At 74.0% G+C, this 25,322-nt stretch carries 27 protein-coding genes; 14 read left to right on the top strand and 13 right to left on the bottom strand.

The window, feature by feature from the left end:
- Positions 1 to 21 precede the first annotated feature (21 nt).
- Positions 22 to 732 (bottom strand): nucleotide exchange factor GrpE, encoded by a 711-nt coding sequence (gene grpE / locus AB0L25_RS27285; protein ID WP_500175584.1) that lies wholly within the window; start codon positions 730 to 732, stop codon positions 22 to 24.
- The gene (dnaK, locus tag AB0L25_RS27280; protein ID WP_500175550.1) at positions 726 to 2,582 is read right to left on the bottom strand and encodes a molecular chaperone DnaK; all 1,857 of its coding nucleotides are present in this window, start codon (positions 2,580 to 2,582) and stop codon (positions 726 to 728) included. Before dnaK ends, grpE begins: the two co-directional genes overlap by 7 nt.
- A 298-nt stretch (positions 2,583 to 2,880) precedes the next feature.
- Between dnaK and AB0L25_RS27275 the strand changes: the two genes are divergently transcribed.
- Positions 2,881 to 6,267 carry a S8 family serine peptidase gene (locus AB0L25_RS27275; RefSeq protein WP_500175549.1) on the top strand — a complete coding sequence of 1,129 codons (3,387 nt, stop codon included), beginning with the start codon at positions 2,881 to 2,883 and terminating at the stop codon, positions 6,265 to 6,267.
- A gap of 58 nt (positions 6,268 to 6,325) precedes the next feature.
- On the opposite strand, the gene AB0L25_RS27270 is transcribed toward AB0L25_RS27275, so the two are convergent.
- Positions 6,326 to 7,216, bottom strand: a complete 891-nt coding sequence (locus tag AB0L25_RS27270; protein WP_500175548.1) for a LysR family transcriptional regulator — start codon at positions 7,214 to 7,216, stop codon at positions 6,326 to 6,328.
- 91 nt (positions 7,217 to 7,307) lie between these two features.
- Here AB0L25_RS27270 and AB0L25_RS27265 point away from each other — a divergent pair, with 91 nt between their 5' ends.
- From AB0L25_RS27265 to AB0L25_RS27255, 3 genes are read left to right on the top strand one after another with little or no spacing between them, the layout of a single operon-like run.
- A complete protein-coding gene (locus AB0L25_RS27265; protein WP_500175547.1) occupies positions 7,308 to 8,549 on the top strand; it encodes an MFS transporter in 1,242 nt (413 codons plus the stop codon).
- 2 nt (positions 8,550 to 8,551) lie between these two features.
- Positions 8,552 to 9,439: an NAD(P)H-binding protein gene (locus tag AB0L25_RS27260; protein ID WP_500175546.1), complete on the top strand. Its 888-nt coding sequence runs from the start codon at positions 8,552 to 8,554 to the stop codon at positions 9,437 to 9,439.
- A 2-nt stretch (positions 9,440 to 9,441) separates the two neighbouring features.
- On the top strand, positions 9,442 to 10,365 hold the full coding sequence (locus AB0L25_RS27255) for an NHL repeat-containing protein (RefSeq protein ID WP_500175545.1): 924 nt from the start codon (positions 9,442 to 9,444) through the stop codon (positions 10,363 to 10,365).
- Between the two features lie 55 nt (positions 10,366 to 10,420).
- Here the strand turns inward: AB0L25_RS27255 and AB0L25_RS27250 are convergent, their stop codons facing one another.
- Positions 10,421 to 11,044, bottom strand: a complete 624-nt coding sequence (locus AB0L25_RS27250) for a TetR/AcrR family transcriptional regulator (protein WP_500175544.1) — start codon at positions 11,042 to 11,044, stop codon at positions 10,421 to 10,423.
- Between the two features lie 82 nt (positions 11,045 to 11,126).
- Between AB0L25_RS27250 and AB0L25_RS27245 the strand changes: the two genes are divergently transcribed.
- Genes AB0L25_RS27245 through AB0L25_RS27225 form a run of 5 tightly spaced genes read left to right on the top strand, consistent with a single transcriptional unit; the run spans position 11,127 to position 13,931 of the window.
- Positions 11,127 to 12,476: an MFS transporter gene (locus AB0L25_RS27245; RefSeq protein WP_500175543.1), complete on the top strand. Its 1,350-nt coding sequence runs from the start codon at positions 11,127 to 11,129 to the stop codon at positions 12,474 to 12,476.
- 14 nt (positions 12,477 to 12,490) lie between these two features.
- Positions 12,491 to 12,946, top strand: coding sequence for a hypothetical protein (locus tag AB0L25_RS27240; protein WP_500175542.1), 456 nt, complete (start codon positions 12,491 to 12,493; stop codon positions 12,944 to 12,946).
- Positions 12,946 to 13,263, top strand: coding sequence for a winged helix-turn-helix domain-containing protein (locus AB0L25_RS27235; RefSeq protein ID WP_500175541.1), 318 nt, complete (start codon positions 12,946 to 12,948; stop codon positions 13,261 to 13,263). Before AB0L25_RS27240 ends, AB0L25_RS27235 begins: the two co-directional genes overlap by 1 nt.
- Positions 13,264 to 13,305: 42 nt before the next feature.
- The gene (locus AB0L25_RS27230; protein ID WP_500175540.1) at positions 13,306 to 13,545 is read left to right on the top strand and encodes a ribbon-helix-helix domain-containing protein; all 240 of its coding nucleotides are present in this window, start codon (positions 13,306 to 13,308) and stop codon (positions 13,543 to 13,545) included.
- Positions 13,542 to 13,931, top strand: a complete 390-nt coding sequence (locus tag AB0L25_RS27225; protein WP_500175539.1) for a hypothetical protein — start codon at positions 13,542 to 13,544, stop codon at positions 13,929 to 13,931. The genes AB0L25_RS27230 and AB0L25_RS27225 overlap by 4 nt, the downstream gene beginning before the upstream one ends.
- Before the next feature lie 3 nt (positions 13,932 to 13,934).
- Here the strand turns inward: AB0L25_RS27225 and AB0L25_RS27220 are convergent, their stop codons facing one another.
- The 4 genes from AB0L25_RS27220 to AB0L25_RS27205 all read right to left on the bottom strand — a co-directional run bounded on the left by AB0L25_RS27220 (position 13,935) and on the right by AB0L25_RS27205 (position 18,149).
- Entirely contained in the window at positions 13,935 to 14,519 is a 585-nt protein-coding gene (locus tag AB0L25_RS27220; protein WP_500175538.1) for a TetR/AcrR family transcriptional regulator, read from the bottom strand.
- Positions 14,520 to 14,553: 34 nt separating this feature from the next.
- On the bottom strand, positions 14,554 to 16,632 hold the full coding sequence (locus tag AB0L25_RS27215; protein WP_500175537.1) for an MMPL family transporter: 2,079 nt from the start codon (positions 16,630 to 16,632) through the stop codon (positions 14,554 to 14,556).
- A gap of 55 nt (positions 16,633 to 16,687) precedes the next feature.
- Complete coding sequence (locus tag AB0L25_RS27210) at positions 16,688 to 17,194, bottom strand: DoxX family protein (protein WP_500175536.1); 507 nt, start codon at positions 17,192 to 17,194, stop codon at positions 16,688 to 16,690.
- An 85-nt stretch (positions 17,195 to 17,279) separates the two neighbouring features.
- Complete coding sequence (locus AB0L25_RS27205; protein ID WP_500175535.1) at positions 17,280 to 18,149, bottom strand: VOC family protein; 870 nt, start codon at positions 18,147 to 18,149, stop codon at positions 17,280 to 17,282.
- A gap of 85 nt (positions 18,150 to 18,234) precedes the next feature.
- On the opposite strand from AB0L25_RS27205, the gene AB0L25_RS27200 reads away from it, so the two are divergent.
- Entirely contained in the window at positions 18,235 to 19,179 is a 945-nt protein-coding gene (locus tag AB0L25_RS27200; protein ID WP_500175534.1) for an Lrp/AsnC family transcriptional regulator, read from the top strand.
- Positions 19,180 to 19,306: 127 nt separating this feature from the next.
- On the opposite strand, the gene AB0L25_RS27195 is transcribed toward AB0L25_RS27200, so the two are convergent.
- From AB0L25_RS27195 to AB0L25_RS27175, 5 genes are all read right to left on the bottom strand, one after another.
- On the bottom strand, positions 19,307 to 19,798 hold the full coding sequence (locus AB0L25_RS27195; RefSeq protein WP_500175533.1) for a GNAT family N-acetyltransferase: 492 nt from the start codon (positions 19,796 to 19,798) through the stop codon (positions 19,307 to 19,309).
- 163 nt (positions 19,799 to 19,961) lie between these two features.
- Positions 19,962 to 20,369 carry a putative quinol monooxygenase gene (locus AB0L25_RS27190; protein ID WP_500175532.1) on the bottom strand — a complete coding sequence of 136 codons (408 nt, stop codon included), beginning with the start codon at positions 20,367 to 20,369 and terminating at the stop codon, positions 19,962 to 19,964.
- Between the two features lie 96 nt (positions 20,370 to 20,465).
- Positions 20,466 to 21,038: a copper resistance CopC family protein gene (locus tag AB0L25_RS27185; RefSeq protein ID WP_500175531.1), complete on the bottom strand. Its 573-nt coding sequence runs from the start codon at positions 21,036 to 21,038 to the stop codon at positions 20,466 to 20,468.
- Positions 21,035 to 21,757, bottom strand: coding sequence for a YcnI family copper-binding membrane protein (locus AB0L25_RS27180; protein WP_500175530.1), 723 nt, complete (start codon positions 21,755 to 21,757; stop codon positions 21,035 to 21,037). Before AB0L25_RS27180 ends, AB0L25_RS27185 begins: the two co-directional genes overlap by 4 nt.
- Before the next feature lie 84 nt (positions 21,758 to 21,841).
- Positions 21,842 to 22,504: a hypothetical protein gene (locus AB0L25_RS27175; protein ID WP_500175529.1), complete on the bottom strand. Its 663-nt coding sequence runs from the start codon at positions 22,502 to 22,504 to the stop codon at positions 21,842 to 21,844.
- Between the two features lie 251 nt (positions 22,505 to 22,755).
- Between AB0L25_RS27175 and AB0L25_RS27170 the strand changes: the two genes are divergently transcribed.
- The 4 genes from AB0L25_RS27170 (at position 22,756) to AB0L25_RS27155 (ending at position 25,293) form a co-directional block, all read left to right on the top strand.
- Entirely contained in the window at positions 22,756 to 23,580 is an 825-nt protein-coding gene (locus AB0L25_RS27170) for an SMI1/KNR4 family protein (RefSeq protein WP_500175528.1), read from the top strand.
- 96 nt (positions 23,581 to 23,676) lie between these two features.
- The gene (locus AB0L25_RS27165) at positions 23,677 to 23,871 is read left to right on the top strand and encodes a hypothetical protein (RefSeq protein ID WP_500175527.1); all 195 of its coding nucleotides are present in this window, start codon (positions 23,677 to 23,679) and stop codon (positions 23,869 to 23,871) included.
- 153 nt (positions 23,872 to 24,024) lie between these two features.
- The gene (locus AB0L25_RS27160) at positions 24,025 to 24,630 is read left to right on the top strand and encodes a superoxide dismutase (RefSeq protein ID WP_500175526.1); all 606 of its coding nucleotides are present in this window, start codon (positions 24,025 to 24,027) and stop codon (positions 24,628 to 24,630) included.
- Between the two features lie 249 nt (positions 24,631 to 24,879).
- Positions 24,880 to 25,293 (top strand): acyl-CoA thioesterase, encoded by a 414-nt coding sequence (locus AB0L25_RS27155; RefSeq protein ID WP_500175525.1) that lies wholly within the window; start codon positions 24,880 to 24,882, stop codon positions 25,291 to 25,293.
- Positions 25,294 to 25,322: the final 29 nt, after the last annotated feature.

Below are 25,322 nucleotides of genomic sequence, written 5' to 3'. Positions count from 1 at the left end.
ACGGGACGGGCCGTCCGTGCGTCACTCGTCGGACTTGCCGGAGCCGTCCGCCCCGTCCGACGACTCGTTCGCCGCGCCGGCCGCGTCGGCGGCGCCCTCAACGGCGCCGGCGTCGCCGCCCGCGTTCGGGTCGGGCTCGGCCACCGCGACCCGCGCCGGGCGCAAGATCCGCTCGCCGATCCGGTAGCCGGGCTGCAGGACGTCCATGACGCTCGTCTCGGTGACGTCCGCCGAGTAGGAGTGCATGAGCGCCTCGTGCACCGTCGGGTCGAAGGGCTCGCCCTTCTCCCCGTACTTCTCCAGCCCGAGCTTCCCGGTGACCGCCTCGAGGGCCTCCCCGACGGACTTGAACCCGCCGGTCAGCTCCTCGTGGTCGCGGGCGCGGCCGATGTCGTCCAGCACCGGCAGCAGCTCCGCCAGCACCTGCCCGAGCGCCTGCTCGCGGACCGCGACCCGGTCGCGCTCGACGCGCTTGCGGTAGTTGTCGTACTCGGCCTTCAGCCGCCGCAGGTCGTCCAGCCGCTCGTCCAGCTGCTCCTGCAGCGCCGCGGCCTCCCCGTCGCCGGCCGCCCCGCCGCCGGACGCGTCCGCGGCGGGGGCCGCCGGGGCGGCGGGCTCGTCCTTCTTGCCCGCCTGCTCCCGGACTTTCCCCGTCTCGGGGTCGATGCGCCGCTTGTCGCGGATCACCGGTCCCTCCTTCTCCTCGCCCTCGTCGGGAGAGGGGCTCACGATGCGTCACCCTTCGGCTTGTCGTCGTCGATGATCTCGGCGTCGACGACCTCGTCGTCCTGGCCGTCCTGGGCGTCGGCCGTCGGGCCCGCGTCCTGCGCGCCCGCCTGGGCGCCCTCGGGGTTCTGGGCGTACATCGCGGCGCCCATCTTCTGGCTGACCTGCGCGAGCTTCTCCGTCGAGCCCTTGATGGCGTCGACGTCGGTGCCTTCGAGCGCCTTCTTGACCTCGGCGACGGCCTCCTCGACCTCGGTCTTCAGCTCCGCGGGGACCTTCTCGTCGTTCTCCCGCAGGAACTTCTCGGTCGAGTACGCGAGGGTGTCGGCCTGGTTGCGGACCTCGGCCTCCTCCTTGCGGCGGCGGTCCTCCTCCGCGTACTGCTCGGCGTCGCGGACCATCTGCTCGATGTCGTCCTTGGGCAGCGCGCTGCCGCCCGTGATGACCATCGACTGCTCCTTGCCGGTGCCCTGGTCCTTCGCGCTGACGTTCACGATGCCGTTCGCGTCGATGTCGAAGGTGACCTCGATCTGCGGGACGCCGCGCGGCGCCGGCGGCAGGCCGGTCAGCTGGAAGGTGCCGAGCTTCTTGTTGTACGCGGCGATCTCGCGCTCGCCCTGGTAGACCTGGATCTCCACGGACGGCTGGTTGTCGTCGGCGGTCGTGAACGTCTCCGAGCGCTTGGTCGGGATCGTCGTGTTCCGCTCGATGATCTTGGTGAAGATGCCGCCCTTGGTCTCGATGCCGAGGCTCAGCGGGGTGACGTCCAGCAGCAGGACGTCCTTCACCTCGCCCTTCAGCACGCCCGCCTGGAGGCTGGCGCCGATCGCGACGACCTCGTCGGGGTTGACGCCCTTGTTCGGCTCCTTGCCGGTCAGCTCCTTGACCAGGTCGGACACCGCGGGCATCCGGGTGGAGCCGCCGACCAGGACGACCTGGTCGATGTCGCTCACCGTGATGTTCGCGTCCTTCAGCACCGAGTTGAACGGCGCCTTGGTCCGGTCGAGCAGGTCGGAGGTCATCCGCTGGAACTCGGCCCGGGTGAGCTTCTCGTCCAGGTGGAGCGGGCCCTCCGCCGAGGCGGTGATGTAGGGCAGGTTGATCTGCGTCTCGGACGAGCCGGACAGCTCGATCTTCGCCTTCTCCGCGGCCTCGCGGAGCCGCTGCAGCGCCATCTTGTCCTTGGACAGGTCGACGCCGTTGGCGTTCTTGAACTTCTCGACCAGCCAGTTCACGACCGCCTGGTCCCAGTCGTCGCCGCCGAGGTGGTTGTCGCCGCTGGTGGCCTTGACCTCGACGACCCCGTCGCCGACCTCCAGCAGGGACACGTCGAACGTGCCGCCGCCGAGGTCGAACACCAGGATGGTGGCCTCGTTCTCCTTCTCCAGGTGGTAGGCCAGCGCCGCGGACGTCGGCTCGTTGATGATCCGCAGGACGTTCAGTCCCGCGATCTGGCCGGCCTCCTTGGTGGCCTGGCGCTGGTGGTCGGAGAAGTACGCCGGAACGGTGATGACCGCGTCGGTGACGGACTCGCCCAGGTAGGCCTCGGCGTCCCGCTTGAGCTTCTGCAGCACGAACGCGCTGATCTGCTGCGGGTTGAAGTCCTTGTCGTCGATCTTGGTCTTCCAGTCGGTGCCCATCTCGCGCTTGACCGACCGGATCGTCCGGTCGACGTTGGTCACCGCCTGGCGCTTGGCGACCTCGCCGACCAGGACCTCGCCGTTCTTGGCGAAGGCGACGACGGACGGCGTGGTCCGCGACCCCTCCGCGTTGGCGATGACGGTGGGCTCGCCGCCCTCCAGGATCGCGACGACCGAGTTGGTCGTCCCGAGGTCGATGCCGACCGCACGTGCCATGTTCTCGTCCTCCGTCGTTCGTCCGGTGATTTCGCACCCGGTCGCGAACCGCTGGTCGTCAGCGGCAGGGTGCGGCCGGTTGGGTCTCCAGTTCGCAAGGTTGCCTGGGCGGCTCCACGTTGTCAAATCACTTGAGTCGCCCCGACTCAACTTTGCTGACGCTCTCTACAACAGGACGTATGAGCCGCCTATTCCAGTTCCCTCGCATGTAAGAAATCCGGGACCTACGGGACCTCTGGGGTGAATGCGGATGCCCCCTCCGGCAGAGAGAGGGAGACGGATCCGCCAGAGGAGATCGATGACCCACCAACGCCGGAGCCGGGCACTGCTCGGCTCCCTGCTCGCCGCGGGCGCGCTGACCGCCCTGCCCGCCCCCGCGAACGCCGCACCGCCCGCCGCACCGCCCGCCGCGCCCGCGGCGCCCGCCGGCGGCGGCCCGGCCTCCGGGAAGTCCTGGAAGGTCACGCTGCTGACCGGCGACGTCGTCACGGTCCGGACGGTCACGGGCAAGCCGCCGCTCGTCTCGGTGACGCCCGCGCCCGGCCGCGAGAAGCGGTCGTTCCGCAAGGAGATCCGGCCGGACGGGCACGTCGTCGTCACCCCGACCGACGTCGCGGGGCTCGTCGGCCGCGTCCTCGACCCCGAGCTGTTCGACGTCACCGCCCTGATCGAGCAGGGCTACGACGACGCCCGCAGCGACGACCTGCCGCTGATCGTCCGGCGGATCGGCGGCCCGCGCGCCCTGTCCGCCCTCGGCGGCACGCTCGACACCACGAAGGAGCTGCCGAGCATCGGCGCCGTCGCCGTCCGGCAGTCCAAGAAGGACGCCCGCGGGCTCGGCGACGCGCTCGCCCGCATGAACGGGCCGTCGGCGAAGTCCACCGGCGGCATCCGGCACGTCTGGCTGGACGGCCGGGTCAAGGCGAACTTCGCCCCGACGGCCCCGACGGCCTTCGCGGCCCCCGATGCCCACCGCCTCGACCGGAACCTGCGCCAGATCGGCGCACCGGCCGCCTGGCGAACCGGCCACACGGGCGAGGGCGCGAAGGTCGCGGTCCTGGACTCCGGCGTGGACGCCGGGCACCCCGACCTCGCGGGCCGCATCGCGGAGACGAAGAACTTCTCCGAGGCCCCCGACGCCGCCGACCGCCTCGGCCACGGGACGCACGTCGCCGCGACGGTCGCCGGGACGGGCGCCGCGTCGTCCGGCGAGCGCACGGGCGTCGCGCCCGGCGCGAGCCTGGTGATCGGCAAGGTGCTCGGCGACGACGGCTTCGGCAGCGACTCCGCCGTCATCGCCGGGATGGAGTGGGCCGCCGCCCGCGCCGACGTCGTCAACATGAGCCTCGGCGGCGCCCCCACCGACGGCACCGACCCCGTGTCGCTCGCGCTGAACGACCTCACCGCCGAGCACGGCACCCTGTTCGTCGTCGCGGCCGGCAACGACCCGCAGTTCGAGACGGTCGGCGCACCGGGCAGCGCCGAGAAGGCGCTGACGGTCGGCGCGGTCGACGCCGCCGACGCGCTCGCCGAGTTCTCCAGCCGCGGCCCGGTCGGCGACACCGCCAAACCGGAGATCGTCGCGCCCGGCGTCGACATCGTGGCCGCCCGCGCCGCGGGCACCTCGGAGGGCACCCCGATCGACGCGAACTACACGAAGATGTCCGGCACCTCGATGGCCGCGCCGCACGTCGCGGGCGCCGCGGCGCTGCTCGCCGCGCGGCACCCCGACTGGGACCCCGCCCGGCTCAAGGCCGCCCTCGTCGGCACCACCGACCCCGCCACCGGCGGGGACGTGTACGAGCTCGGCGCCGGACGGCTCGACGTCGGCGAGGCCGCACGCGAGCGCGTCCACACCGCGCAGAGCGTCGTCCACCTCGGCACCGCGAAGTACCCGGACCACGGCGCGCTGTCGACGAAGCTCGGCTGGACGTCGAACACCGGCCGTCCCGCCCACCTCCGGCTGAGCGTCGAGGTGACCGACCGGAAGGGCCGCGCCACGGACGGCGTCGCCACCGTCGCGTCCCGGGTCGCCGTCCCGGCGGGCGGCACCGCGACGGCGCCGCTGACCGTCGACGCGTCCAAGCTCGCCGACCGTCCCGGCCGCTACACCGCCGTGGTCACGGCCGAGGGCGGCGGCACCACGCTCACGACGCCCGTGACCTTCTACGTCGAGCCCCCGACGCACACCCTCAAAGTGCAGGCCACGCCGCTGCCCGGCACCGACCCCGCGAACTTCGGCGTCACCGCCACCGTGGTCGACCTCGACGACCACTCGGTGTTCGCCGAGTACGCCGAGAACGGGTCGGAACTCCGCGTCCCCGAAGGCCGCTACGCCGTCCTCGGCACCGTGGACGACTACGACGACTGGCGCTCGGCCCTCACCGGCGACCCGGAGGTGGTCGTCGACCGCGACACGACCGTGACGCTCGACGGCGCCGCGGCCGTCCAGATCGGCGCGAGCGTCGAGGGCGTGGAGACCGAGACGGCGGTGGCGTCCGCCGACATGGTCCGGGACGCCGGGGACGGGCTCTGGTACTACTCCGTGTACGCGTTCGACCCCGCCGCGGCGCCCGTCTACGTGCAGCCGATGGAGGGCGTGCAGTCGGGGACGTTCAGGGCGTCCACCCAGCACCGGCTGACGGCGCCCGGCGCCGCCTACGACATCGTGCACGACCTGGGCGGCCGCATCCCCGCGGACCCGAAGCGCGTCGTCACCGCCGCCGACCTGGCGAAGGCGGCCCGCGTCGAGCAGCGGTTCGCCGCGTTCAACGGCGAGACCGACCGGGCCATGATCGAGAAGCGCTACGGGATGAGCCCCGAGGGCCTGCTGTCGTTCGAGGCCGGCGGCGCAGCCCGTCCCGGAACGACCCGGACCGACCACGTGATGGCCCCCGACGGCTGGCTCTGGATGAGCTACGGCGGTGTCCGGTTCGGTGAAGAGACGTGGATCGACCAGGGCACGCTCACCGCGCTCGAGCCGGGCGAGCAGGTCACCCGCGAGTGGGGCCGCCAGCCGCTGCGACCCGGCCCGTACTCCGGCACCGGCGTCTCGCCGAGCGCCTGCGCCCGCTACCCCGCGACCCGGACGCGCGGGAACCTGCGCGTCGCGCTCGTCGACCTGCAGACCCGCCCGGACGCCTTCGACTGCGGGATGCACCCGGTCAAGGGGCACATGACGCTGTTCGCGGGGAACGAGAAGCTCGGCGAGACGGACACGCCGTACGGTGAGTTCACCGTCCCGTCGGACGACACGGAGTACAAGCTGACGTACGAGAACGACGCGTCGGCGATCCTCCCGGTGTCGACGCGCACGTCGACGTCCTGGACGTTCCGCTCGGCCGCCCCGCGCGGGCACGAGGAGGCCCGGCTGCCGCTCCTCCTCGTCGACTACGACCTGAACTTCGACCTGATGAACCGCCCGACCGGTGAACCCGCCGTCTTCACGGTGGCGCGCATGGCGGGCGCGGAGAAGGCGAAGGTCACCGGGCTCCGCTTCTGGACGTCCACCGACGACGGCGAGACGTGGGAGCCCGCCGAGGTGACGTCCCTCGGCGGCGGCGAGTTCAGCGCTCCGCTCCCGTCCGCCGCGAAGGGCCGCTCCGTCTCCCTGCGCGTCGCCGCAGAGGACGCGGGCGGCAGCGCGATCGACCAGACGATCATCCGCGCGTACACCGTCCACTGATCGCAACGATCGGAACGGAGTATTCCGCCCCCGTCCCGTGTCCGCGCTGTGCCCGCCGTCACGCGCCCGCCGCGTCCGGGCGCGCGACGCCCAGGTCGGCGAGGAAGGCCGCGGCGGCGGGGGACGGGCGGAAGCGGCTCCAGACGAGGTGCTCCACCCGGGCGGGGGCGTCGCGGAGGCGGACGGCGGGCAGGTCCGGCAGGTCGGACACGAACGCGGCGGGCAGCAGGCCGATGCCGAGCCCCTGCCGGATCAGCGCGGCCATGAACTGGGGGGTCGTGATCTCGAAGGCGACGTCGCGGCGCACCCCGGCCGCCTCGAACGCCTGGTCGGATTGGGCGCGGGCGGCCGAACCGGACGCGAAGTCGACGAACGGTTCGTCCGCCAGCCGGGGCAGGTCCGTCTCCGCCTCGCCGGCGAGCGGATGGTCGGGCGGGACGAGCGCGACGAGCTCCCCGCGCGTCAGCTCGCGTCCCCGGACGCCCTTGGGTCGCACGTCCGGCGGCAGGCCCAGGAACGCGAGGTCGAGGTCGCCGTCCCGGACCCGTTCGGCCAGCAGCTCGCTCGCGCCGGACCGGAGGGTGATCCGGACGCCCGGGTGCCGCAGATGGAACCGGCGCAGCTCGGTCGGGAGGTCGACGGCGGTGACCGTGGGGATCGCGCCGATGGCGAGCGTGCCGCGGATCTCCCCCGCTGCGGCCGCGACCTCGGCGCGCGCCCGGTCGGCGGCGTCCAGCGCCTGCCGGGCGGCGGGCAGGAAGGCCTCCCCGGCGGGAGTGAGCCGGACGCGGCGGCTGGTGCGCTCGAACAGTTTCGCCCCCAGCTCGCGTTCCAGCCGCGCGATCTGGTGGCTCAGCGCTGACTGGACGACCCGACACCGTTCGGCTGCGCGGGTGAAGTTGTTCGTCTCCGCGACGGCGAGCACGTAACGCATCTGCTGGAGGTCCATGGACCAATCGTGGTACGCGATCGTTCTCATGAAAAGCATGTGTTGGACTCATTAATGCTCCGCGCCCGAGGCTGAAGGCATGGAAACTCACGTGAGGGGCGTGCCACCGGGCCTGCTCCTGCTCATGTCGATGGCGACCGGGCTCGCGGTCGCGGGCAACTACTTCGCGCAGCCGCTCCTCGTCCTGATCGGCCGGGAACTGGACGTCGGGACGGCGGCGGCGGCGCTCATCGTGACGGCGGCGCAGGCCGGGTACGCGCTGGGGCTGATCCTGCTGGTGCCGCTCGGCGACCTGATGGACCGGCGGCGCCTCGCCGTGATCCTGTACACGGCGACCGCCGGTTTCCTGCTGGTGTCGGCGGCCGCGCCGAACGGCACGGTGCTGCTCGTCGGCACCGCGCTGACCGCGCTGACGTCGGTGGGCGCGCAGGTCGTGGTGCCGTTCGCGGTGACGCTGGCGGCACCGGCGGAGCGCGGCCGGGTCGTCGGCACGGTGATGACCGGGCTCATGCTGGGGCTGCTGCTGGCGCGGACGGCGTCGGGCGCGCTGTCCGAACTGGGCGGATGGCGGACGGTCTACTGGGTGAGCGCGGTCCTGATGGCGCTGACGGCCGTCCTGCTGCGCGTCTTCCTGCCCCGCCTGGACGGCGAAGGCCGCGGGCGGCTGTCGTACCCGGCGCTGCTGCGCTCGACGGTGGCGATGTTCCGGTACGAGCCGCTGCTGCGGTGGCGGGCGGCGATCGCGGCGCTGAGCCTCGCGTCGTTCAGCGCGCTGTGGACGGCCCTGACGTTCCTGCTGGCGCGGCCGCCGTACGGCTGGTCGGAATCGGCCATCGGGATGTTCGGGCTGGTCGGCGCCGTGGGGGCGGTGACCGCCATGGTGGCCGGACGGCTCGCCGACCGCGGGCTCGTCCAGGTCGTGAGCGGCACCGCGACGATCCTGCTGGCGGCGTCCTGGGCGGTGCTCGCCTTCGGCGCGGACGCGCTGATCCCGCTGCTGGCCGGTGTGGTCGTGCTCGACCTGGCGCATCAGGGCGTGCTCAACAGCAGCCAGAACGTCGTCTACGCGCTGCGGCCCGAGGCCCGCAACCGGATCAACTCGGCCTTCATGACCGCCTTCTTCGTCGGCGGCGCGGCGGGCTCAGCGCTGACGTCGGTGGTCTGGGCGCGGGGCGGCTGGACGGGTGTGTGCGTCCTCGGCGGCGCCCTCTCCGCCGGAACCGTCCTGCTCTGGGGCCTGGAGCGCCGCTCCGTGCGCCGCGCGGCCGGACGGCCCGTGAGCCCCGCCGCCGCCCCCGCCACCGCCGTCACCGTCACCGTCAAGGGAGAATGAGAATGCCGCGCACCGTACTGATCATCGGGGCCACCGGGACCGTGTCGACCGCGCTGATGGACGCGCTGGCCGGGACGGACGTGCGCGTCCGCGCGCTGGTCCGGGACGCGTCCAAGGCCGGCGGCCCGCGCGGGCGGGGCACCGACATCGTCGTCGGCGACCTCGACGACCCCGGGACGCTGCCGCCCGCCTTCGCGGGCGTGCAGGACGTGTGGCTGCTCGTCCCCAACGGCCCGCGCGCCCCGGAGCACAACATGAACGCGCTGTGGGCGGCGCGCCGGGCCGGGGCGGAGCGGATCGTGCGGCTGTCGGTCGTCGGCGCCGCGCACGACGCGCCGAACCGCAGCGGCAGGCTGCACGCGCTGTCCGACCGGGAGACCGAGGCATGCGGCATGTCCTGGACGATCCTGCGGCCGCACTGGTTCATGCAGAACCTGCTGAACGAGGCGGGCGACGTCTCCGCCGACGGCGCGTTCTCGCTGAACATGGCGTCGGCGCGGCTCGGCATGATCGACGCCCGGGACGTCGCCGCGTGCGCCGCGCGCGTGCTCCTCGACCCGCCCGGCCGCCACCACGGCGCGACGTACACCCTCACCGGCCCGCGCTCGGTGACGTTCGAGGAGGTCGCCGGGGAGATGGGCCGCGCACTCGGCAGGCCGGTCGCGTACCTGCCGGTCGCCGACGACGCCAAGCGCAAGGCGCTGCTCGGCCACGGCGTCCCGGCGTGGATCGTCGACATGCTGGAGGAGTACGCGCAGGCGTACGCGTCCGGCTGGGGCGACTTCGCCACCGGCACGGTCGCCGAACTCCTCGGCCGTCCCCCGCGCGATATCGCCGACTTCGTCCGCGACCACGCCGCCGCGTTCGTCCCGCCCGCACGAAAGGCATGACCATGCGACGTCACGTGATGTCCGCGCTGCTCACCGCCGGGCTCATCGTCCCGGCGGCGCCGACCGCCGCGGCCGCCGAGTCCCGCCCGGCGGTGTTCCCGGCCACGATTCGGCTGCCGGACGGTTTCCGGCCCGAGGGCATCGCGACCGGACCGGGCCCGGTCGCCTACATCGGCTCCATGGCCGACGGTGCCATCTACCGCGCCGACCTGCGGACCGGGCGCGGCGCGATCCTCGCGCGCGGGCCCGGCACACCGGCCCTAGGGCTGAAGACCGACGGGCGCGGACGGCTGTTCGTGGCGGGCGGGACGGGCGGGGACGCGCGGGTCCTCGACGTCCGCACCGGTCGGGTGCTGGCCTCGTACCGGCTGGCGACCGGCCCCACGTTCGTCAACGACGTCGTCCTCACCCGGGACGCGGCGTGGTTCACCGACTCCACCGACCCGGTGCTTTACAAACTGCCCCTGCACGGCGGGCGGCTGCCCGCCGGCGCGCTGCGGATCCCGCTCACCGGCGACCTGGTCTACGGTTCGGGCTTCAACGCCAACGGCATCACGCCGACGCCGGACGGACGGGCGCTGCTCGTCGTGCAGTCGAACACCGGCGGGCTGTTCCGCGTCGAGCCGTCCGGCGAGACCCGGCGGGTGGACCTGCACGGCGAGTCGCTGCCGGAGGGCGACGGCCTGCTGCTGCGCGGGCGGACGCTGTACGCGGTGCAGAACCGGCTGAACACCGTGGCCGTGCTGCGGCTGAACGCGGCAGGGACCGAGGGCCGGGTGGTCCGGCGGGTCGGCCACCCCCGGCTGTTCGACGTGCCCTCGACCATGGCCGCGTTCGGGTCCCGGCTGTACCTCCCGAACGCCCGCTTCACCACGACGCCGACCCCGTCGACGTCCTACACCGCCGTCGCCGTTCCGCGTCCGTGACGGCTCGTCGCCCCGCGGGGGGAGGCCGAAGGCGAGGGTGTCGGCATCGGGACGGTCATGTTCGGGTGCCGGCACCTGCGGCGAAGGCGGAGCGCAGCAGCCGTGACATGTGCTCGCCGACCTGGTCCGGCGTCCAGCCGCGGTCGAAGAGGGTCGCGGTGACGCCGTTGGCGATCAGGGCGAGCAGCATGTCGGACGCGGTGTCGACCGTCCAGCCGGGGGCGAGGACGCCCTCGTCGGCGAGCCGCCGGATCAGTGCGCGGTTCGTCGCGTTCCGCCAGTACATCGCCGTCTCCCAGTGGCGCGCGGCGTCCGGGTCGGTGCGGGCCTCGCGCTCGACGGCGAGGGAGACGGGCAGGATGCGCGCCATGAAGTGCGCGTGTGCGTGCGCGAACTCGTCCAGGGCGGTCGCGGCGTCCGGGGCGTCGCCGACGGCGGCGAAGCGGCCCTCGATGTCCTCGGCCTCGTTGACGTAGGCGAACAGTTCGCTCACCAGGTCGGCGCGGGACGCGAAGTGCAGGTAGACGGCGCGCCGGGAGACGCCGGCGCGTTCCGCGACGGCCGCCATCGTCGCCGCCGCGACGCCCTCCTCCTCGACGATCTCGCGCGCGGCCCGCAGCAGCGCCGCGCGGGAGCGGCGGCTGCGCGCGTTCCGCGGTTCCTCGATCGCCCTGGTCACCCCTCCATGCTCCCATTGCGCGAAAGTACACGCTGTGTGTAGTTTCGGGAACTGCACATGGTGTGTACTTATGGGGGTCTTCTTGTTCGCCAGGAGTCACTGGTGGCCGGTCGTGGGCTGCGGCCTGGTCATCTTCATGGCGACGCTCGACACGAGCATCGTCGCCGTCGCGCTGCCCGAGCTCGAACGGGACTTCGGCGTCCCGACCGCCGCGACCGAATGGGTCGTCCTCGGGTACCTGCTCCCGCTGATCGCCCTCACCCTCCCCGCGGGCCGCTGGCTGGACCGGACGGGCCCGCGCTCCGCGCTGCTGTTCGCCGTCGCGGGGTTCGCGCTCGCGAGCGTCGCCGCGGGGCTCGCCCCCGCGCTCGGGTGGCTGGTCGGTGCGCGGCTGGCGCAGGGCGCGTTCGCCGGGCTGCTGTTCGCGGTGATCCCGATGGTGGTGGTGCGGTCGGTGCCGGAGGGCGCGGCCGGACGGGCGAGCGCGCTCGTCATGACGCTGGGGCCGCTCGGCGCCGTCAGCGGCCCGCCGCTCGGCGGGCTCATCGTCGAATTCTGGGGCTGGCAGTGGATCTTCTACATCAACGTCCCCGTGGCCGCGGTGGTCGTGGCGATCGCGCTGGCCACGCTGCCGGCGGACGCGCTGCGGCGGCCCGGCCCCGACGTCGCGGGGGAGGCGGTCCTGCTCGGGGGCGCCGCGGCGGCCCTGCTGGTGTCGCTGTCGTTCACCGCGAGCCACGGCCTCGGGTGGCTCGCGCTCGCGCCGGCCGCCGTCCCGTTCCTGGCGGTGTGGTGGCGGACGGCCGCGAGCCGGCCGGTGCGGGCGCTCGCGCGGACCCCGGCGGCCGGGCCGATCGCCGCCGTCCTGCTGAACGCCCTCGCGATCTCCCTGGTCGAGTTCCTCGCGCCGTTCTACCTGCAGGAGACGCTCGGCCTGTCCGCGCTGGGCACGGCGGGCGCGATCCTCGCCATGCCGGTCGCGATGGTGCTCGGCGGCCCGGCCGGCGGGGTCCTGGCGGACCGCTGGGGCGCGGCGCGCGGCGCCTTCCTCGGGCTGGCGGTCGCGGGCGCCGGCGGGCTGTCGCTGGTGTTCGCGGACGCCGGCTGGCGCCCGGCGGACCTGGCCTGGCGGCTCGCGCTCATCGGGCTCGGCACCGGCCTGTTCGCCGGGCCGAACTTCGCGACGATCATGTCCGGCGCGCCGTCCGGGCTGCAGGGCAGTGCGGGGGCCGCGCAGAGCCTCGCCCGCCAGCTCGGCTTCGCCCTCGGCCCGGCGCTCGCCACCGCGGTGTGGGCGCTGTCGGACTACTCGATCGGCGGCCTGCGCGGCGCGTTCGCGGTGGGCGCCGTCGCGACGCTGGCCGCGCTGCCCGCCCTCGCCCGCGACTTTCCTCTCGGGAAAGTACGTGCTACTTTCCTCTCAGGAAAGTGATCGAGGGAGGGTTCATGAACACCGACGACGCCCGGAGCGCGCTCGCCGACGTCCACCGCATGCAGGAGCGGACGCGCGACGAGTACGTCCGGCACCAGTTCGCCTGGCCCTACACGCTCCTGACGGCGCTCGGCATCTTCGTCGCGCTCGCGTCGAGCGACCTTCCGTCGCCGTGGAGCACCCTGGTGTTCGTCGTGGGGGAGGCCGTCCTGATCGGCGGCGCGGTGCTCCAGCGCCGCCGGTCCCCGGTCAAGCGGAAGGCGAACGGCCCCGAGGGCCTGTTCGTGTTCGGGACGGCCGTCGCGGTGATCATCGCCTACATCGCCTTCAACATCGTCGCGTCCCTCGGGGTCCTGTCGTTCGGCCTGCCCGCCCCCCGGACGTTCGCCGCGGCCGGCGTCGCGCTGCTCGTCCTGGTCCTCGCCGGCCCGTCCCGGCGGGTCTTCCAGTCGGTCGTCCGGCGCGCCTGATGGTCCCCGGCTTCGACGAGTTCCTGCACGTGCCCGCGCGGCTGTCGATCGTCGCGCTGCTCGCGCCGGCCGACTGGGTCGAGTTCGCGTTCGTCCGCGACACCGTCGGCACGAGCGACTCGGCCCTGTCCAAGCAGATCACCGCGCTGGCGGGCGCGGGCTACGTGGACGTCCGGAAGGGGCGCGACGGGGGCGTGCGCCGCACGCACGTGCGGCTCACCCCGCAGGGACGGGAGGCGTTCGCGCGGCACGCGGCGGCGCTGGAGGCCATCGTCGCCGCCGCCCGCCACGCCCCCGCCGGTGAGGAGAGCTCCTGAGCGATACACACTCGAGCGGTCATGAGTGTGTATCCTCTGGGCATGGCGCGTCTCAACATCACGCTCCCTGATGAGCTGGCCGCCACGCTCCAGGGGCTCGCGGAGGAGAAGAAGATCGCTTCGGTGTCCGGATTCCTCGCCGACGGCGCCCGCCTCAAGCTGTCCTACCTGCGGGACGCGGCGACCGTCGACGAGCTGTTCGGGCCGCCGACACCCGACGAGCAGGCCATGATCGACCATCTGGTCGACGAGGGAACGCCGCACGCCCGGCACGCCCAGTGATCACCGGTCAGGTCTTCGACGCGACCGCCCTCCTGGACCTGGCCACCGGCAAGACCATTTACGTGCGGGCCCGGCTGCGGGCCTCGATCGCCCAGCACGCGACGGTCGTCATCCCCGCCGCGGCGCTCGCCCGCGCGTGGCAGCTCGTCCCCGACCGGGGCCGCACGGTCCTGGAGCGCCTCCCCGCGATGCAGGTCGTCCAGGTCGACGACCTCGACGACGTCATCGCCCAGCAGACCGGACGGCTCGTCGCCGCGGTCCCCGACCTGCGGCTCGACGTCGCGCAGGCCGCCTGGTCCGCCCGTTGGCGCCGCTGGCCGATCCTGACCGCCGCGCCCGACGCTTACACCGGCGTCCCCGACGTCCGGGTCGAGCCGATCCCCTGACCGTCAGAGGGCCGAGCCGAGGGGCTCCAGTGTTTCGAGCGCCGCGTCGACGGCGTCCGGCAGGTCCATCGACGGGTCCTCGGTCCAGCGGACCATCAGCTCCAGGAACACCCCGAAGACCGCGCCGGTGAGCGTGCGGACCGCGGGGTCGTCCGGGGCGCGGCCGGTGCGCTCGGCGAGGACGCCGCCGAGCGCCCGCATCGTCGCGAGCACGTTCCCGAACGACGCGCCGCGCAGCGCCGGGACGTCCAGGATCAGGACGGCCCGGTCCCGCGCGGCGGCCAGGTCGGCGGGCGGCAGCGCCTCCAGCGTCGCGCGCATCGCGGCGCGCAGCGCCCGCAGCGGCGGGACGTCCGGCGGCTGGGCGCGCAGCGCCGCGAACAGGACCGGGTCGTAGTCGTCGGCGACGACCAGGTCTTCTTTCGTCGGGAAGTAGCGGAACACGGTGGTGTGCGCGACCTCGGCCTCCCGTGCGATCTGCTCGACCGTGGTCGCCTCGTACCCGTGCTCCCGGAACAGCCGCAGCGCCGTCGCCTGGATCAGCGCCCGCGTCCGGGCCTTCTTCCGTTCCCGCAGCCCCGGCGCCACCGCGCACCTCCCGTCCGTGCCTGCGGGCACGACACTACCGAGCCGCCGAACCGGTCGCCTCCCGCGCGGCGTCCCCGCCGGGCGCGAGCCCGCGGCCCTCGACGTCCACCCGCGGCAGGGCGCGGTCGAGCCACCGGGGCAGCCGCCACGCCGCGCGGCCGAGCAGCGCCAGCAGCGCCGGGACGATCGTCATCCGCACCACGAACGCGTCGAAGAACACCGCGACGGCCAGCGCGAACCCGAACGACTGCAGCATCGGCAGGTCCGACAGGACGAACCCGGCGAACACGCTGATCATGATGAGCGCGGCCGCCGTCACGACCCGGGAGCCGTGCGCGAGCCCCGCGACGACCGCCGGCACCGGGTCCGCGCCCCGCACGTGCTCCTCCCGCATCCGGGTGACGAGGAAGACCTGGTAGTCCATCGCCAGGCCGAACACCATGCCGATCATCATCACCGGCAGCAGGTTCACGATGATCCCCGACGCGTGCACGCCGGCGCCGTCCAGCCAGCCCCACTGGAACACCGCGACGACCGCGCCGAACGTCGCCGCGACGCTCAGCAGGAACCCGAGGGTCGCCTTCAGCGGCACCACCACCGAGCGGAACACGACCATGAGCAGCAGGAACGCCAGGCCCATGACGAGCAGCAGGTAGCGCGCCATCGCGCCCGCCAGCTTGCGGGACGTGTCGACGTCGATCGCCGTCCGCCCGGTGACGGCGACGCCGGGGCCGGTCCGGTCCCGGATCGTCTCGATGAGCTCCTCGGTCGCCGCGCTCGTCGGCCCGCTCTCCGGGACGACCTCGACGAGCGCCGTCCGGCCCGCCGCGTCGACCGCGACCGTCCGGGCGGCGGCGACGTCCAGCCGTCCGACGGCCGCCGCCACCCGGCGGGCCGCCGCGGCGGCGTCCGCGTCCCGCACCACCAGCGTCAGCGGCCCGTTGAACCCGGGCCCGAACGCGTCCGCGACCAGGTCGTACGCGCGCCGCTGCGTCGTGTCCGCCGGGGCCGTGCCGTCGTCGGGCAGCCCGAGCCGCAGGTCGAGCGCCGGGAGCGCCGCGACCGCCAGCGCCGCGACGGCGACCGCCAGCACCGGAACCGGACGCGCGGTGACGAACCGTCCCCACCGTCCGGCGCTCGCCCGCGCGGGACGGCGGCCCAGCGCCCGGCGCCCCGCGAAGCCGATCAGCGCGGGCAGCAGCGTCAGCGCGACGAGCACCGACACCGCCACCGTCAGCGCCGCCGCGAGCCCCAGCTCCGTCAGCACCGGAATGCCCACGACCGCGAGGCCCGCCAGCGCGATGACGACCGTCAGGCCCGCGAACACCACCGCCGTCCCGGCCGTCCCCACCGCGTGCCCGGCCGCGTCCGCGGGCTCCCGGCCGCCGTGGACCTCGTCGCGGTACCGGGAGATGATGAACAGCGCGTAGTCGATCGCGACGGCGAGGCCCAGCATCAGCGCGAGCGCCGGGGTGTCGGAGTTCAGCGTCATGAACCCCGACGCCGTGACGATCGCCGACAGCCCGACGCCGATCCCGACGATCGCCGACAGCAGCGGCAGCCCCGCCGCCGTCAGCGACCCGAGCGTCACCGTCAGCACGACCGCCGCGACCGCGACGCCCGCCAGCTCCCCGGCGCCCTCCTCCGGCGGCGGCACCGCGTCGCCGCTCAGCTCGACCCGCAGGCCCGGCGCCCCGGCCGCGTCCCGCAGCGCCGCCCGGTCGCCGTCCGTCAGCTCGTCCGCCGGGACCCGGTACGCGACCTCCAGCACCGCGACCCGTCCGTCCGGCGAGACGAGCGGTTCCGCGACCCCGGCCACGTCCGGCACGTCCCCGATCCGCCGGACGGCCGCGCGCAGTGCGCGCTCGTCCGGGGATCCGGCGAGGACGACCCGGGCCTGCGCCCCCACGCCCGCGGCCTCCGGGAACCGCTCCATGACCAGGTCGTTCGCCCGCTGCGCCTCGGTGCCCGGCACCGAGAACGCGTCCTGCGTCGGCGCGGACAGCGTGGCCGCGCCCGCCCCGCACGCCGCGAGCAGCCCGATCCACAGGAGCGTCACCGTCCACCGCCGCCGGAAGCACCACCGCCCCAGCCGGGCCAGCATCACCGCCATGACTCCTCCAAAGCGCTAGTCGAGTAGTAATTGTTAGCCGACTAGCGCTTTGTGGTCAACGGGCGGCGGGCTCCCGGACGTCCGGACGGTCCGTGGCGGGACGCGCGGAGACCCACAGGGCGACCGCGACGAACAGGACCTGCTCGGGAATCCGGAACCACAGCGGCGTCGCCGGGTCGTCGCCGAGCGGCACGTCCTCCAGCGCCGCGTACACGTTCGCCGGGAACATCAGGACGAACAGGACCGCGAGCCCCGCCCCGGCGGCGCGGCGGCTCCGCTCCGCGACGAGCGCGACCGCGCCGCCGAGTTCGAGCACGCCCGTCGCGTACACCATGAGCCCGGGGAACGGCACGAACGGCGGCACCATCGCGACCAGGTCCGCGTGGCCCGGCATCATCGACAGGTCGTCCGGGGCGAAGTGCGCGGCGCCGGTGAACAGCAGCATCACGGCCAGGCCGTGCGCCCCGCTCGCCCGCCACGTCGCGAACCGGGCGACGCCGGCCGCGCCCAGCAGCCGGAAGCCCGCCCACGGGCCCAGCAGAAGCATGAGGGTGCCCAACATCGTCTTTCCTTTCTCGAGAGGAACCCTGGTCAGCCGGTAAAGCGCCGTGCCGCGCCCCGGACGCGTCCCGCTCCGGGCTCGGCGGTCACGTGAAGAAGAGGGTCGCGCCGTGGGCGTCGCGGGCCGAGACGAGGAACCCGTCCGGCGCCGTCCGCGTCGCCGTGCCGCCGTCCTCGACGATCCGGCGGGCGGCGGCGACGTCGGCGACCCGGACGGTCATGGCGGCCAGGTACGAGGGCGCCGGGACGGGCTCGCCGGGCAGCACCTCGCCCGCGTCCGAGGCCCGGACGAACTCCAGCCGCGCGGCGCCCGCGTCCAGCGCCGTCACCGGCCCGCGCCGCCGGGGCGCCGCGCCGACGATGCCCGCGTACCGGGCGGTGACGTCGTCGAACACCGGGTCGTCGGCCACGATCAGCACCGCCTCCAGCGCCCGCGCGCCGTTCGGGTGGTCGAGGTAGCGCGGCTGGTGCACGTACTCGCGGGTGAGGTGCTGGGCGATCCCGACGTGCCCCTCCGGCGTCGACCGGGGGTCGAGGTGGACGGCGCGGGCCCGCAGGGTGCGCGTCCCGTCCGGGGTGTCGACGTCGCGTTCGAGGTCGAGGACGCCCGAGGTGCGCAGGCCCGCGCCGGTGAGCCGGCGGTCGGCGGCCGCGGCGTCGCCGGTCTCCAGGTTGAGGAGCCGGAACCCCGTGTACTCGTCGGCCATCGCGCGGGTGCGCCACGGGTCGGGCGCGGCGTCGTCGACGATGCCGAGCAGCTCGATGTAGGCGTCGCCGAACAGGGCGCACCGGTTGGCGGTGCAGCCCGGCACCGGCGGTTCGCCGGGGGCCGTGTTCAGCAGGTGCCGCGAGCGCGGGCTGAGCGTGAAGCCGAACGAGAGGTAGGCGCGTTCGAGGGCGTCCAGGTCGCGGGTGAGGAGGCCGGTGTGGTGCAGGCCGCGGATGTCGTCGGTCATGGAGCCGATCGTGCGGCGCCCGTCCCGGCCGGGCCTCAGGAACCGGGACGAACGCCGTGATCCGACATCGGGTTAGCCTGATCGGGTGGATTCCGTCACGCTGGACGACCTCGACCGGCGGCTGCTCCATGCCCTCCACCTCGACGGGCGCGCCCCGTTCAGCCGGATCGCCGAGGTCCTCGACGTCTCCGACCGGACGGTCGCCCGCCGCCTCGCCCGGCTCCGCGCCGCCGGGGCCGCCCGCGTCACGGCGGCCGTCCACGATCCGGGCCGCGCCGAATGGCTCGTCCGCGTGCGGGTCTCCCCGGACGCCGCCGCGCCCGTCGCCCGCGCGCTCGCGGGCCGGGCCGACACCCGGTGGGTGACGGTGCTGTCGGGCGGCACGGAGGTCGTCTGCATCGTCCGCGCCGCCGCCGCGGACCCGGCGCCGCTGCGCGCGCTGGCACGGTCGCCGCAGGTCGTGGACGTGACGGCGCACCGGCTGCTGCGCCACCTCATGGACCACCGCTGGCGCGGCCGGACGTCCGCGCTGACCGGCGAGGAGGAGGCCGCGCTGCGCCCGCCCGTCCACGGCGACGCCGCCCCGGCCCCGCTGACCGACCTCGACCGGCGGCTGCTGCCCGTCCTCGCGCTGGACGGGCGGGCCGCGTACCCGGTCCTCGCCCGGCGGGCGGGCTGGTCGGAGTCGGCGGTCCGCCGCCGGATGGACGAGCTGCGCCGGTCCCGCACGCTGCGGTTCGACGTCGAGACCGACCCGGCGCTGTTCGGCTTCGCCGTCCAGTGCCTGCTGTGGCTGACGGTCGCGCCGGCCCGGCTCGCCGCCGTCGCGGACAGCCTGGCGGCGGACGCCGAGGCGGCGTTCGTCGGCGCGACCACGGGGCCGCACAACCTGCTCGTCATCGCCGTGTGCCGGGACGACGACGCCCTCTACGCCTACCTCAGCGACCGGATCGGCGCCCTCGACGGCGTCGAGCGCGTCGAGACCGTCCCGGTCACGGCCTACGCCAAGCGGGTCGCGCCCGCGCTTTGACGGGCGGGCGGCGGCTGTCACGTTCCGTCGCGTCATGGGCGTCTTCACCAAGTAGCTCCAGCGGCGCCGCCCCGCGCGGACTGACCGGGGGCGCGGGACCGGCGCCGGGCGCCGGTCCCGCGCGAGGTCAGGCGGTGCCGTCCTGATCGAGGCCGTACCGGTCGGTGCCGCCGTCGCCGCCGAGGCGGCGCAGCCCGGCCTTCTCCAGCACCCGGACGGACGCCGCGTTCGCCGGCTCGACGCCCGCCCGGACCGTCCGGACGTCCGGTTCGGCCAGGGCGAACGCGACGATCGCGCGCGCCGCCTCGGTGGCGTAGCCGCGGCCACGGCGGGACGGGACGATGCCGTACCCGAACTCGACGGAGCCGTCCGACGGCGGCAGGAACAGGCCGATCGAGCCGACGACGAGGCCGGTCTCCCGCTCGACGATCTGCCGGTGCCCGCGCGCGGCGGGACCGGTCGGGTCGGGGGCGAGGAGTCCGGCGACGACGCGGTCGCCGTCGGCGGGGAAGTCCGGCGCCCAGCCGGGCCGGCGGCGGCCGGACGCGGCGGCGGCGACGTCCGCGGACGGCCACGGGCGCAGGATCAGCCGCTCGGTGAACAGGGGGGATGTGGACACGCGACGCTCCATGAAAGGTCGATGGGGCGTCCGGGCCGCACGCTCAGGCGGCCCGGACGAGGGCATGGCGGAGGAACATGGCGCGGGCCATATTCATCGACCTCCCTCGTCGCGTTTCGCGACAAAAGGTAGCAGCCGGGGCGGAGGCCCGGCCGCCGGGCCGTCAGGACCCGCCGGGGACGTACGGGGGCGCGACGCTCCAGCCCCAGCGCGGCATCTCGAGCGCCTCCGCGCCGCCCGCCCATGCGTACATGGTCGGGACGGACGGGCCCGCGCCGCGCACGTCCGTCCGCTCGTAGTGGCGCATCTCCTCGATCCGCTCCACGTACGGCTTGATCTCGGCGAAGAACGCGGGGAAGTGCTCGCCGCCGCGGAACCCCCGCATGTGGGCGTCGGCGGAGGTCCAGCAGATGCGCAGGACGTACGCGCCGGGGTCCTCGACGCAGCGGGACGGTTCGTAGTCGACGCATTCGGGGGCGGCGGAGAGCGGGACGGACGCCCGCGCGTACGCGGCCTCGAACTCGGCGGCGTCCTCGGGGGCGATCCGATACCGGATGTACTCGACGATCACGGGCACCCACCCTGTCGCGGCCGATCGGGTAATCACTGTAATTCTGTAATCATCCGATCGGCCGCGAAACGATCGATATCGCGGGCGGTGCGCCGGTCAGGTCTGCGGGCGGGCGCCCTTCGAGCGGCGCAGCCACGCGACGCCGCCGACGACGAGGGCGACCACGAGCGCCCCGAGACCGATCCACAGCCACGACGCGGACGTGCCCTCCGACTCGGACGACGACGCGGGCGACGACGCCGGTGCCGGTGCGGCCGCCGACGGTTCGGCGGAGGGGGCCTCCTGCGCGGCGGGCGACGACGGGGCCGCGCCCTCGACGGTGAACTCGAACGTGCCCGAGATCGGGTGCCCGTCCGGCGACACCGCGCGCCACCCGACCGTGTAGTCGCCGTTCGGCAGCGGCGCCTTCAGCGCCTGCGTGACGTCGGTGTCGACCGCCCGCGGCTCGCCCGTCTCGTGCCGCACGTCCGACTCGTCCGTCACGACGACCTGCGGCAGCGTCACCGGGTTCGCGAAGGTCAGGACGATCTCGGACGGCGGCGCGACGGTCGAGCCCTCCTCGGGGTTCGAGCCGGTCAGCGCGGTGTGCGCGGTGGCGGGCGCGGCGAACGCGAGCGCCGCCGCGAGCGTGAGGACGGCCGCGAGCGCGGCTCCGAGCGCGCGCCTCATGCCCGGCTCCGCGCCCGCGCCAGGCCGATCCCGCCGACCGCGATGCCGACGACCCCGGCGCCGATGCCGACGCCGCCGAGCAGGCGCGCGGTGCCGTCGCTCGCGTCGTCCGACGTCGTGCCGCCGGAGATCGTCGCGGTGAGCTTCGTGTCCGCGCCGCTCCCGTGTCCGGAACCGGACGCGGCGGGCGTCAGCGCGAGGACGGGCGCCGGGTGCTCGGGCTCGGCGCCGTTCTCGGGCGTCGGCTGGTCCCAGTCGACGACCTCGCCGCCCTCGTAGGTCTGCGCGGCCTCGAACATCATCTGGTCGGTGTTCGTCGGCAGCGGGCCGAACGACACGTCGAACTCCTGGAACTGTCCGGGCTCGATCTTCCCGCCCGTCCAGGTGATGCGGGTGACCGCCTCGGTGATCGTGCCGCTCTCGGTCTTCACCGGCTGCGGCAGCTTCGTCTTCTCCGTCTCCACGTCCCAGCCGGGGACGGGACGGACGGACACCGACCGGAGCGGGTGCTCGGTCGGCAGGTCGATCCGCAGCTTCGTGGTGGCGGCGTCGTCGCGCTCGTTCGGGACGCGGAACGACACCTTCGCCCACGAGCCCTGCTCGGCCGCGTCGGGATTCACGGTGACGTGCGCGGACGCGGCCGTGGCCGGGCCCACGAGCCCGGCGGCGCCCAGGGCGGCGACGGCCGCCGCGCGCCGGGCGTGCGGGATGAGGGACATGTCGGGGACTCCGTTCGAGGAGAAGCGTCGGGACCGGATCGCCGGCCGGCGTCCGGTGGCGTCCGGCGCCCGTCCCGTCCCGCCTCAGCGGGGGGCGAGCGCCCTCGAACGGACGGGCGGTCCCCGCCGGACGACCTGGTGCCGGAGCGCGCGGCCGACGGCCGGGACGGCGCGCGGCGCGGGTGCGGGGACGCGCGGCGCGGGCGCGGCCGGTTCGACGGCGAGCAGCGCGGCGAGCAGCCGGATCGGACGGTCGGCGGCCGCGGCGGCCCGCCGGGCCAGCGCCCACGCGGCGCGCTCGCCGCGCCACAGCCAGCAGGCGGCCAGCAGCGCGGCGGCCGCGTGCGCGAGCGTCATGCCGCAGCCGCCGGACAGGACCGACCAGCCGGAGTCCGCCGTGGCCTGTACGGCATGCCCGGCGTGCCCGGTGTGCCCGGGGGCCGGTGCGCCCGCCGTCCAGGGCGTGGTCGCCGCGACGGTCGCCTTCGTGAACAGCGCGTGCAGCGCGAACTGGCCGCCGAGCAGCCCGCCCGTGATCGTCGGGAGGGAGCGCTCGTGCCCGGCCAGCAGCAGGGTGACGGCGAGGACGGCGCCGAACCCGGTCACGACCGCCCAGCCCGGCACCGCGTCCCGCGCGGCCAGCGCGTGCCCGGCCGTCGCCAGCGTCACGCACACGGTCGCGAAGACGACCGCGCGGGCGGCGCGGAACAGCGGGTGCGGAGGGCGCGGGAGCATGACGGGACCCATCGTCTCACTCCTTCCGGCGATCGTGAACCCACCCCCGCCCACACCGACACGCCCAACATCTTGGGGTTGCGCATCAACGTCAAACTAGATGTAGGGTTCGAGTCCCGTGCTGGTTCGCCCCCGCCGTCCGCGGCGGGGGCTGATCGTGGTCGTGGTGGCCGCGAGCAGGTCCTCGAACCGCAGGCCGCAGTACTGGCAGCCCCCGATGCCGCCCGGTCAGGCGTCGGTGGCGGGTGCTTGGGTGGTTTGCCATGGACCGTGAGGAACTGCTTGCGACCGTCTACCGCCTCATGGAGGCCGACGACGGTGAACTGACGTGCGATCAGCCCGGTCACTCGGCCGGGCACACGTGCCTGTGGGTCTCCGACGACGTCATCGTCGTCGACGACGCGTTCGGCGACCGGTACCCCGGCGTGTACTGGCGGGCCGAGACGCCCATGGCGCTCCCGGACGGGCACGACTGGGACCACGCCTGGGCGCACGGCATGCGGGCGGTCGCACTCGGGGACGACGCGGACGGCCGCATGGTCGTCGCCGTCGCGGAGCGGACGTTCCCGAAGCCGATCGACCCGCCCGAGACGATGTCGTGGGTCGAGCGGCTGGTCGCGATCACGGGCGGGCGGCCGTCGCCCGTCCCCGCACCCGACTGGGCGGCGGTCGAGTCGCGTCTCGGGACGGCGCTGCCGAGCGACTACAAGAAGCTCGTCGAGGCGTTCGGCTGCGACGGGCGGTTCAACGGGTTCTATGACGTCTTCAGCCCGGACGAGCTGATCTGGCACACCGAGTACCACGCCGGCGACGACCTGGCGTACGGAGAGGAGCATCCGCCCTTCCCGGCCCCCGGCGGTGTGATCCCCTGGGCGAACAACGAGCACGAGCAGAACTACTTCTGGATCACCGGGGGGAGCGACCCCGACCGGTGGCCCGTCTACGCCGTCGACAGCCTTGACGAGGGCACCCGGTTCGAGTGCACGGCCACGGAGTTCCTGTACCGCCAGATGACCGACCAGAGGCATCCCTTCCACACCGCCGCCGAAGGCGTCCGCGGCCACTGGTTCCAGCCGGACCCCAGGTAGCGCCCAGAAGGCCCGATGCAGACGCCCAGGGAAGGTTCTGAACTTTCTGGAGCGGGCACTCGTTGAAGCATCGAGGCTAGGCCGAGGAGGAAATCGATGCCTCTCATCGACCGCATCAGGAAGTTCATCCGCAGCCCGCAAGGGCAGAAGGCGCGCGCGCAGGTTCAGCGTGCCGCGCGCGACCCGCGCAACAAGGCCAAGATCCAGCGTCTGCTCGCGAAGTTCCGCGGCGGCGGGCGCGGCACCGGCGGCCACGGTCCGGGCGGGGCCGGTGGTCCTCGAGGGTACTGAGACGCCCGCCGAACGGCGGCGACCGAGCAGGACGAGCGGCAAGTCGAGTGAGCAGAGGCCCGCTCCCGGGTTCCCGGGGCGGGCCTCTGCTCTTGCGATCTCATTGGTGTTGCTTGATGGACGTAACTGCAAGGTCTTTGCAATAGTGGCGGCATGGCCGACTACACGCTTCCCGACCTTCCCTACGACTACGCCGCCCTCGAACCCGCCATCACCGGCGAGATCCTGGAGCTGCACCACTCCAAGCACCACGCCGCCTACGTGAAGGGCGCCAACGACACGCTCGAGAGGCTCGCCGAGGCGCGGGACAAGGAGCAGTTCGGCGGGCTGGTCGGCCTGGAGAAGACGTTCGCGTTCAACCTCTCCGGCCACGTCCTGCACTCGATCTTCTGGGACAACCTGTCGCCCGACGGCGGCGACCGTCCGGACGGCGAGCTGGCCGCCGCGATCGACGAGCACTTCGGGACGTTCGACGCGTTCCGCAAGCAGCTCACGACGGCGACGTCCACCGTGCAGGGCTCCGGCTGGGGCGTGCTCGCGTGGGAGCCGCTCGGAAAGCGGCTGGTCGTCGAGCAGGTGTACGACCACCACGGCAACGTCGGCATGAACACGACGCCGCTGCTGGTCTTCGACGCCTGGGAGCACGCGTACTACCTGCAGTACCGCAACGTCCGCCCGGACTACGTGGAGAAGCTCTGGTCGCTGGTGAACTGGACGGACGTCACCGCGCGGTTCGACGCCGTGCGGGGTTCGTCCTGACCCCGTAGACGGCGGCGCCCGGACGCGGGCCCGCCCGGAGGCGGCGTTCACCCGGCCGGGATCGTGCTCAGAACCTTTCCTCGCGGCCGGGTGAGCGCCGCTTCCCCCTTTCCGCGGCCGGGCCGCGGCCGGGCCGGGCCGGGCCGCGGTTGGGCCGGGGCACAACCCGCACCCGCCGGCGCCTTGCACGGTCACCGTTCCGCGGGCCCGATGCCGCGGCACACCCGCGCCGACCATAGGGTTTGCCCCATGACCGGCGAGTACCTTTTCTGGGAGAACGTCCCCACGCGGTGGAAGGACAACGACGTCTACGGGCACGTTAACAACGTCGTCCACTACTCGCTGATGGACACCGTCATCAACGAGTGGATGATCAGGACCGCCGGGTTCGACCCCGTCGCGTCCCCGTCCATCGCGCTGTGCGTCGAGTCGCACTGCGAGTACAAGGCCGAGGTGTCCTTCCCCGACACGATCAAGGTCGGGCTGCGGATCGGGAAGCTCGGCAACTCCAGCGTCCGCTGGGAGATCGGGATGCTGCGCGCGTCCGACGGCGCCCTGATCGCGCAGGGGCACTTCGTGCACGTGTTCGTCGACCGGACGACCCGCCGCCCCGTCCCGATCGCCGGTGCCGTCCGCACCGAGATGGAGAAGCTCACCGTCTGAGACGGCCCCGAACCCCAACCGTGAACGGA

The sequence above is a fragment of the Spirillospora sp. NPDC052242 genome, from assembly GCF_040679555.1.
Lineage (GTDB): Bacteria > Actinomycetota > Actinomycetes > Streptosporangiales > Streptosporangiaceae > Spirillospora.
Note: the sequence above shows the minus strand (reverse complement) of the source record. Positions and strands in the feature narration are given on the sequence as shown.

Bases quoted from the DNA above. Each gene is read 5' to 3' on its own strand.
- AB0L25_RS27155 (WP_500175525.1), top strand. From the start codon at position 24,880: ATGACCGGCGAGTACCTTTTCTGGGAGAACGTCCCCACGCGGTGGAAG.
- AB0L25_RS27185 (WP_500175531.1), bottom strand. From the start codon at position 21,038: ATGAGGCGCGCGCTCGGAGCCGCGCTCGCGGCCGTCCTCACGCTCGCG.
- AB0L25_RS27180 (WP_500175530.1), bottom strand. From the start codon at position 21,757: ATGTCCCTCATCCCGCACGCCCGGCGCGCGGCGGCCGTCGCCGCCCTG.
- AB0L25_RS27160 (WP_500175526.1), top strand. From the start codon at position 24,025: ATGGCCGACTACACGCTTCCCGACCTTCCCTACGACTACGCCGCCCTC.
- AB0L25_RS27255 (WP_500175545.1), top strand. From the start codon at position 9,442: ATGCGACGTCACGTGATGTCCGCGCTGCTCACCGCCGGGCTCATCGTC.
- AB0L25_RS27215 (WP_500175537.1), bottom strand. From the start codon at position 16,632: ATGGCGGTGATGCTGGCCCGGCTGGGGCGGTGGTGCTTCCGGCGGCGG.
- AB0L25_RS27210 (WP_500175536.1), bottom strand. From the start codon at position 17,194: ATGTTGGGCACCCTCATGCTTCTGCTGGGCCCGTGGGCGGGCTTCCGG.
- AB0L25_RS27270 (WP_500175548.1), bottom strand. From the start codon at position 7,216: ATGGACCTCCAGCAGATGCGTTACGTGCTCGCCGTCGCGGAGACGAAC.
- dnaK (WP_500175550.1), bottom strand. From the start codon at position 2,582: ATGGCACGTGCGGTCGGCATCGACCTCGGGACGACCAACTCGGTCGTC.
- AB0L25_RS27275 (WP_500175549.1), top strand. From the start codon at position 2,881: ATGACCCACCAACGCCGGAGCCGGGCACTGCTCGGCTCCCTGCTCGCC.
- AB0L25_RS27175 (WP_500175529.1), bottom strand. From the start codon at position 22,504: ATGGGTCCCGTCATGCTCCCGCGCCCTCCGCACCCGCTGTTCCGCGCC.
- AB0L25_RS27235 (WP_500175541.1), top strand. From the start codon at position 12,946: ATGGTCCCCGGCTTCGACGAGTTCCTGCACGTGCCCGCGCGGCTGTCG.
- AB0L25_RS27205 (WP_500175535.1), bottom strand. From the start codon at position 18,149: ATGACCGACGACATCCGCGGCCTGCACCACACCGGCCTCCTCACCCGC.
- AB0L25_RS27230 (WP_500175540.1), top strand. From the start codon at position 13,306: ATGGCGCGTCTCAACATCACGCTCCCTGATGAGCTGGCCGCCACGCTC.
- AB0L25_RS27165 (WP_500175527.1), top strand. From the start codon at position 23,677: ATGCCTCTCATCGACCGCATCAGGAAGTTCATCCGCAGCCCGCAAGGG.
- AB0L25_RS27260 (WP_500175546.1), top strand. From the start codon at position 8,552: ATGCCGCGCACCGTACTGATCATCGGGGCCACCGGGACCGTGTCGACC.
- AB0L25_RS27240 (WP_500175542.1), top strand. From the start codon at position 12,491: ATGAACACCGACGACGCCCGGAGCGCGCTCGCCGACGTCCACCGCATG.
- AB0L25_RS27170 (WP_500175528.1), top strand. From the start codon at position 22,756: ATGGACCGTGAGGAACTGCTTGCGACCGTCTACCGCCTCATGGAGGCC.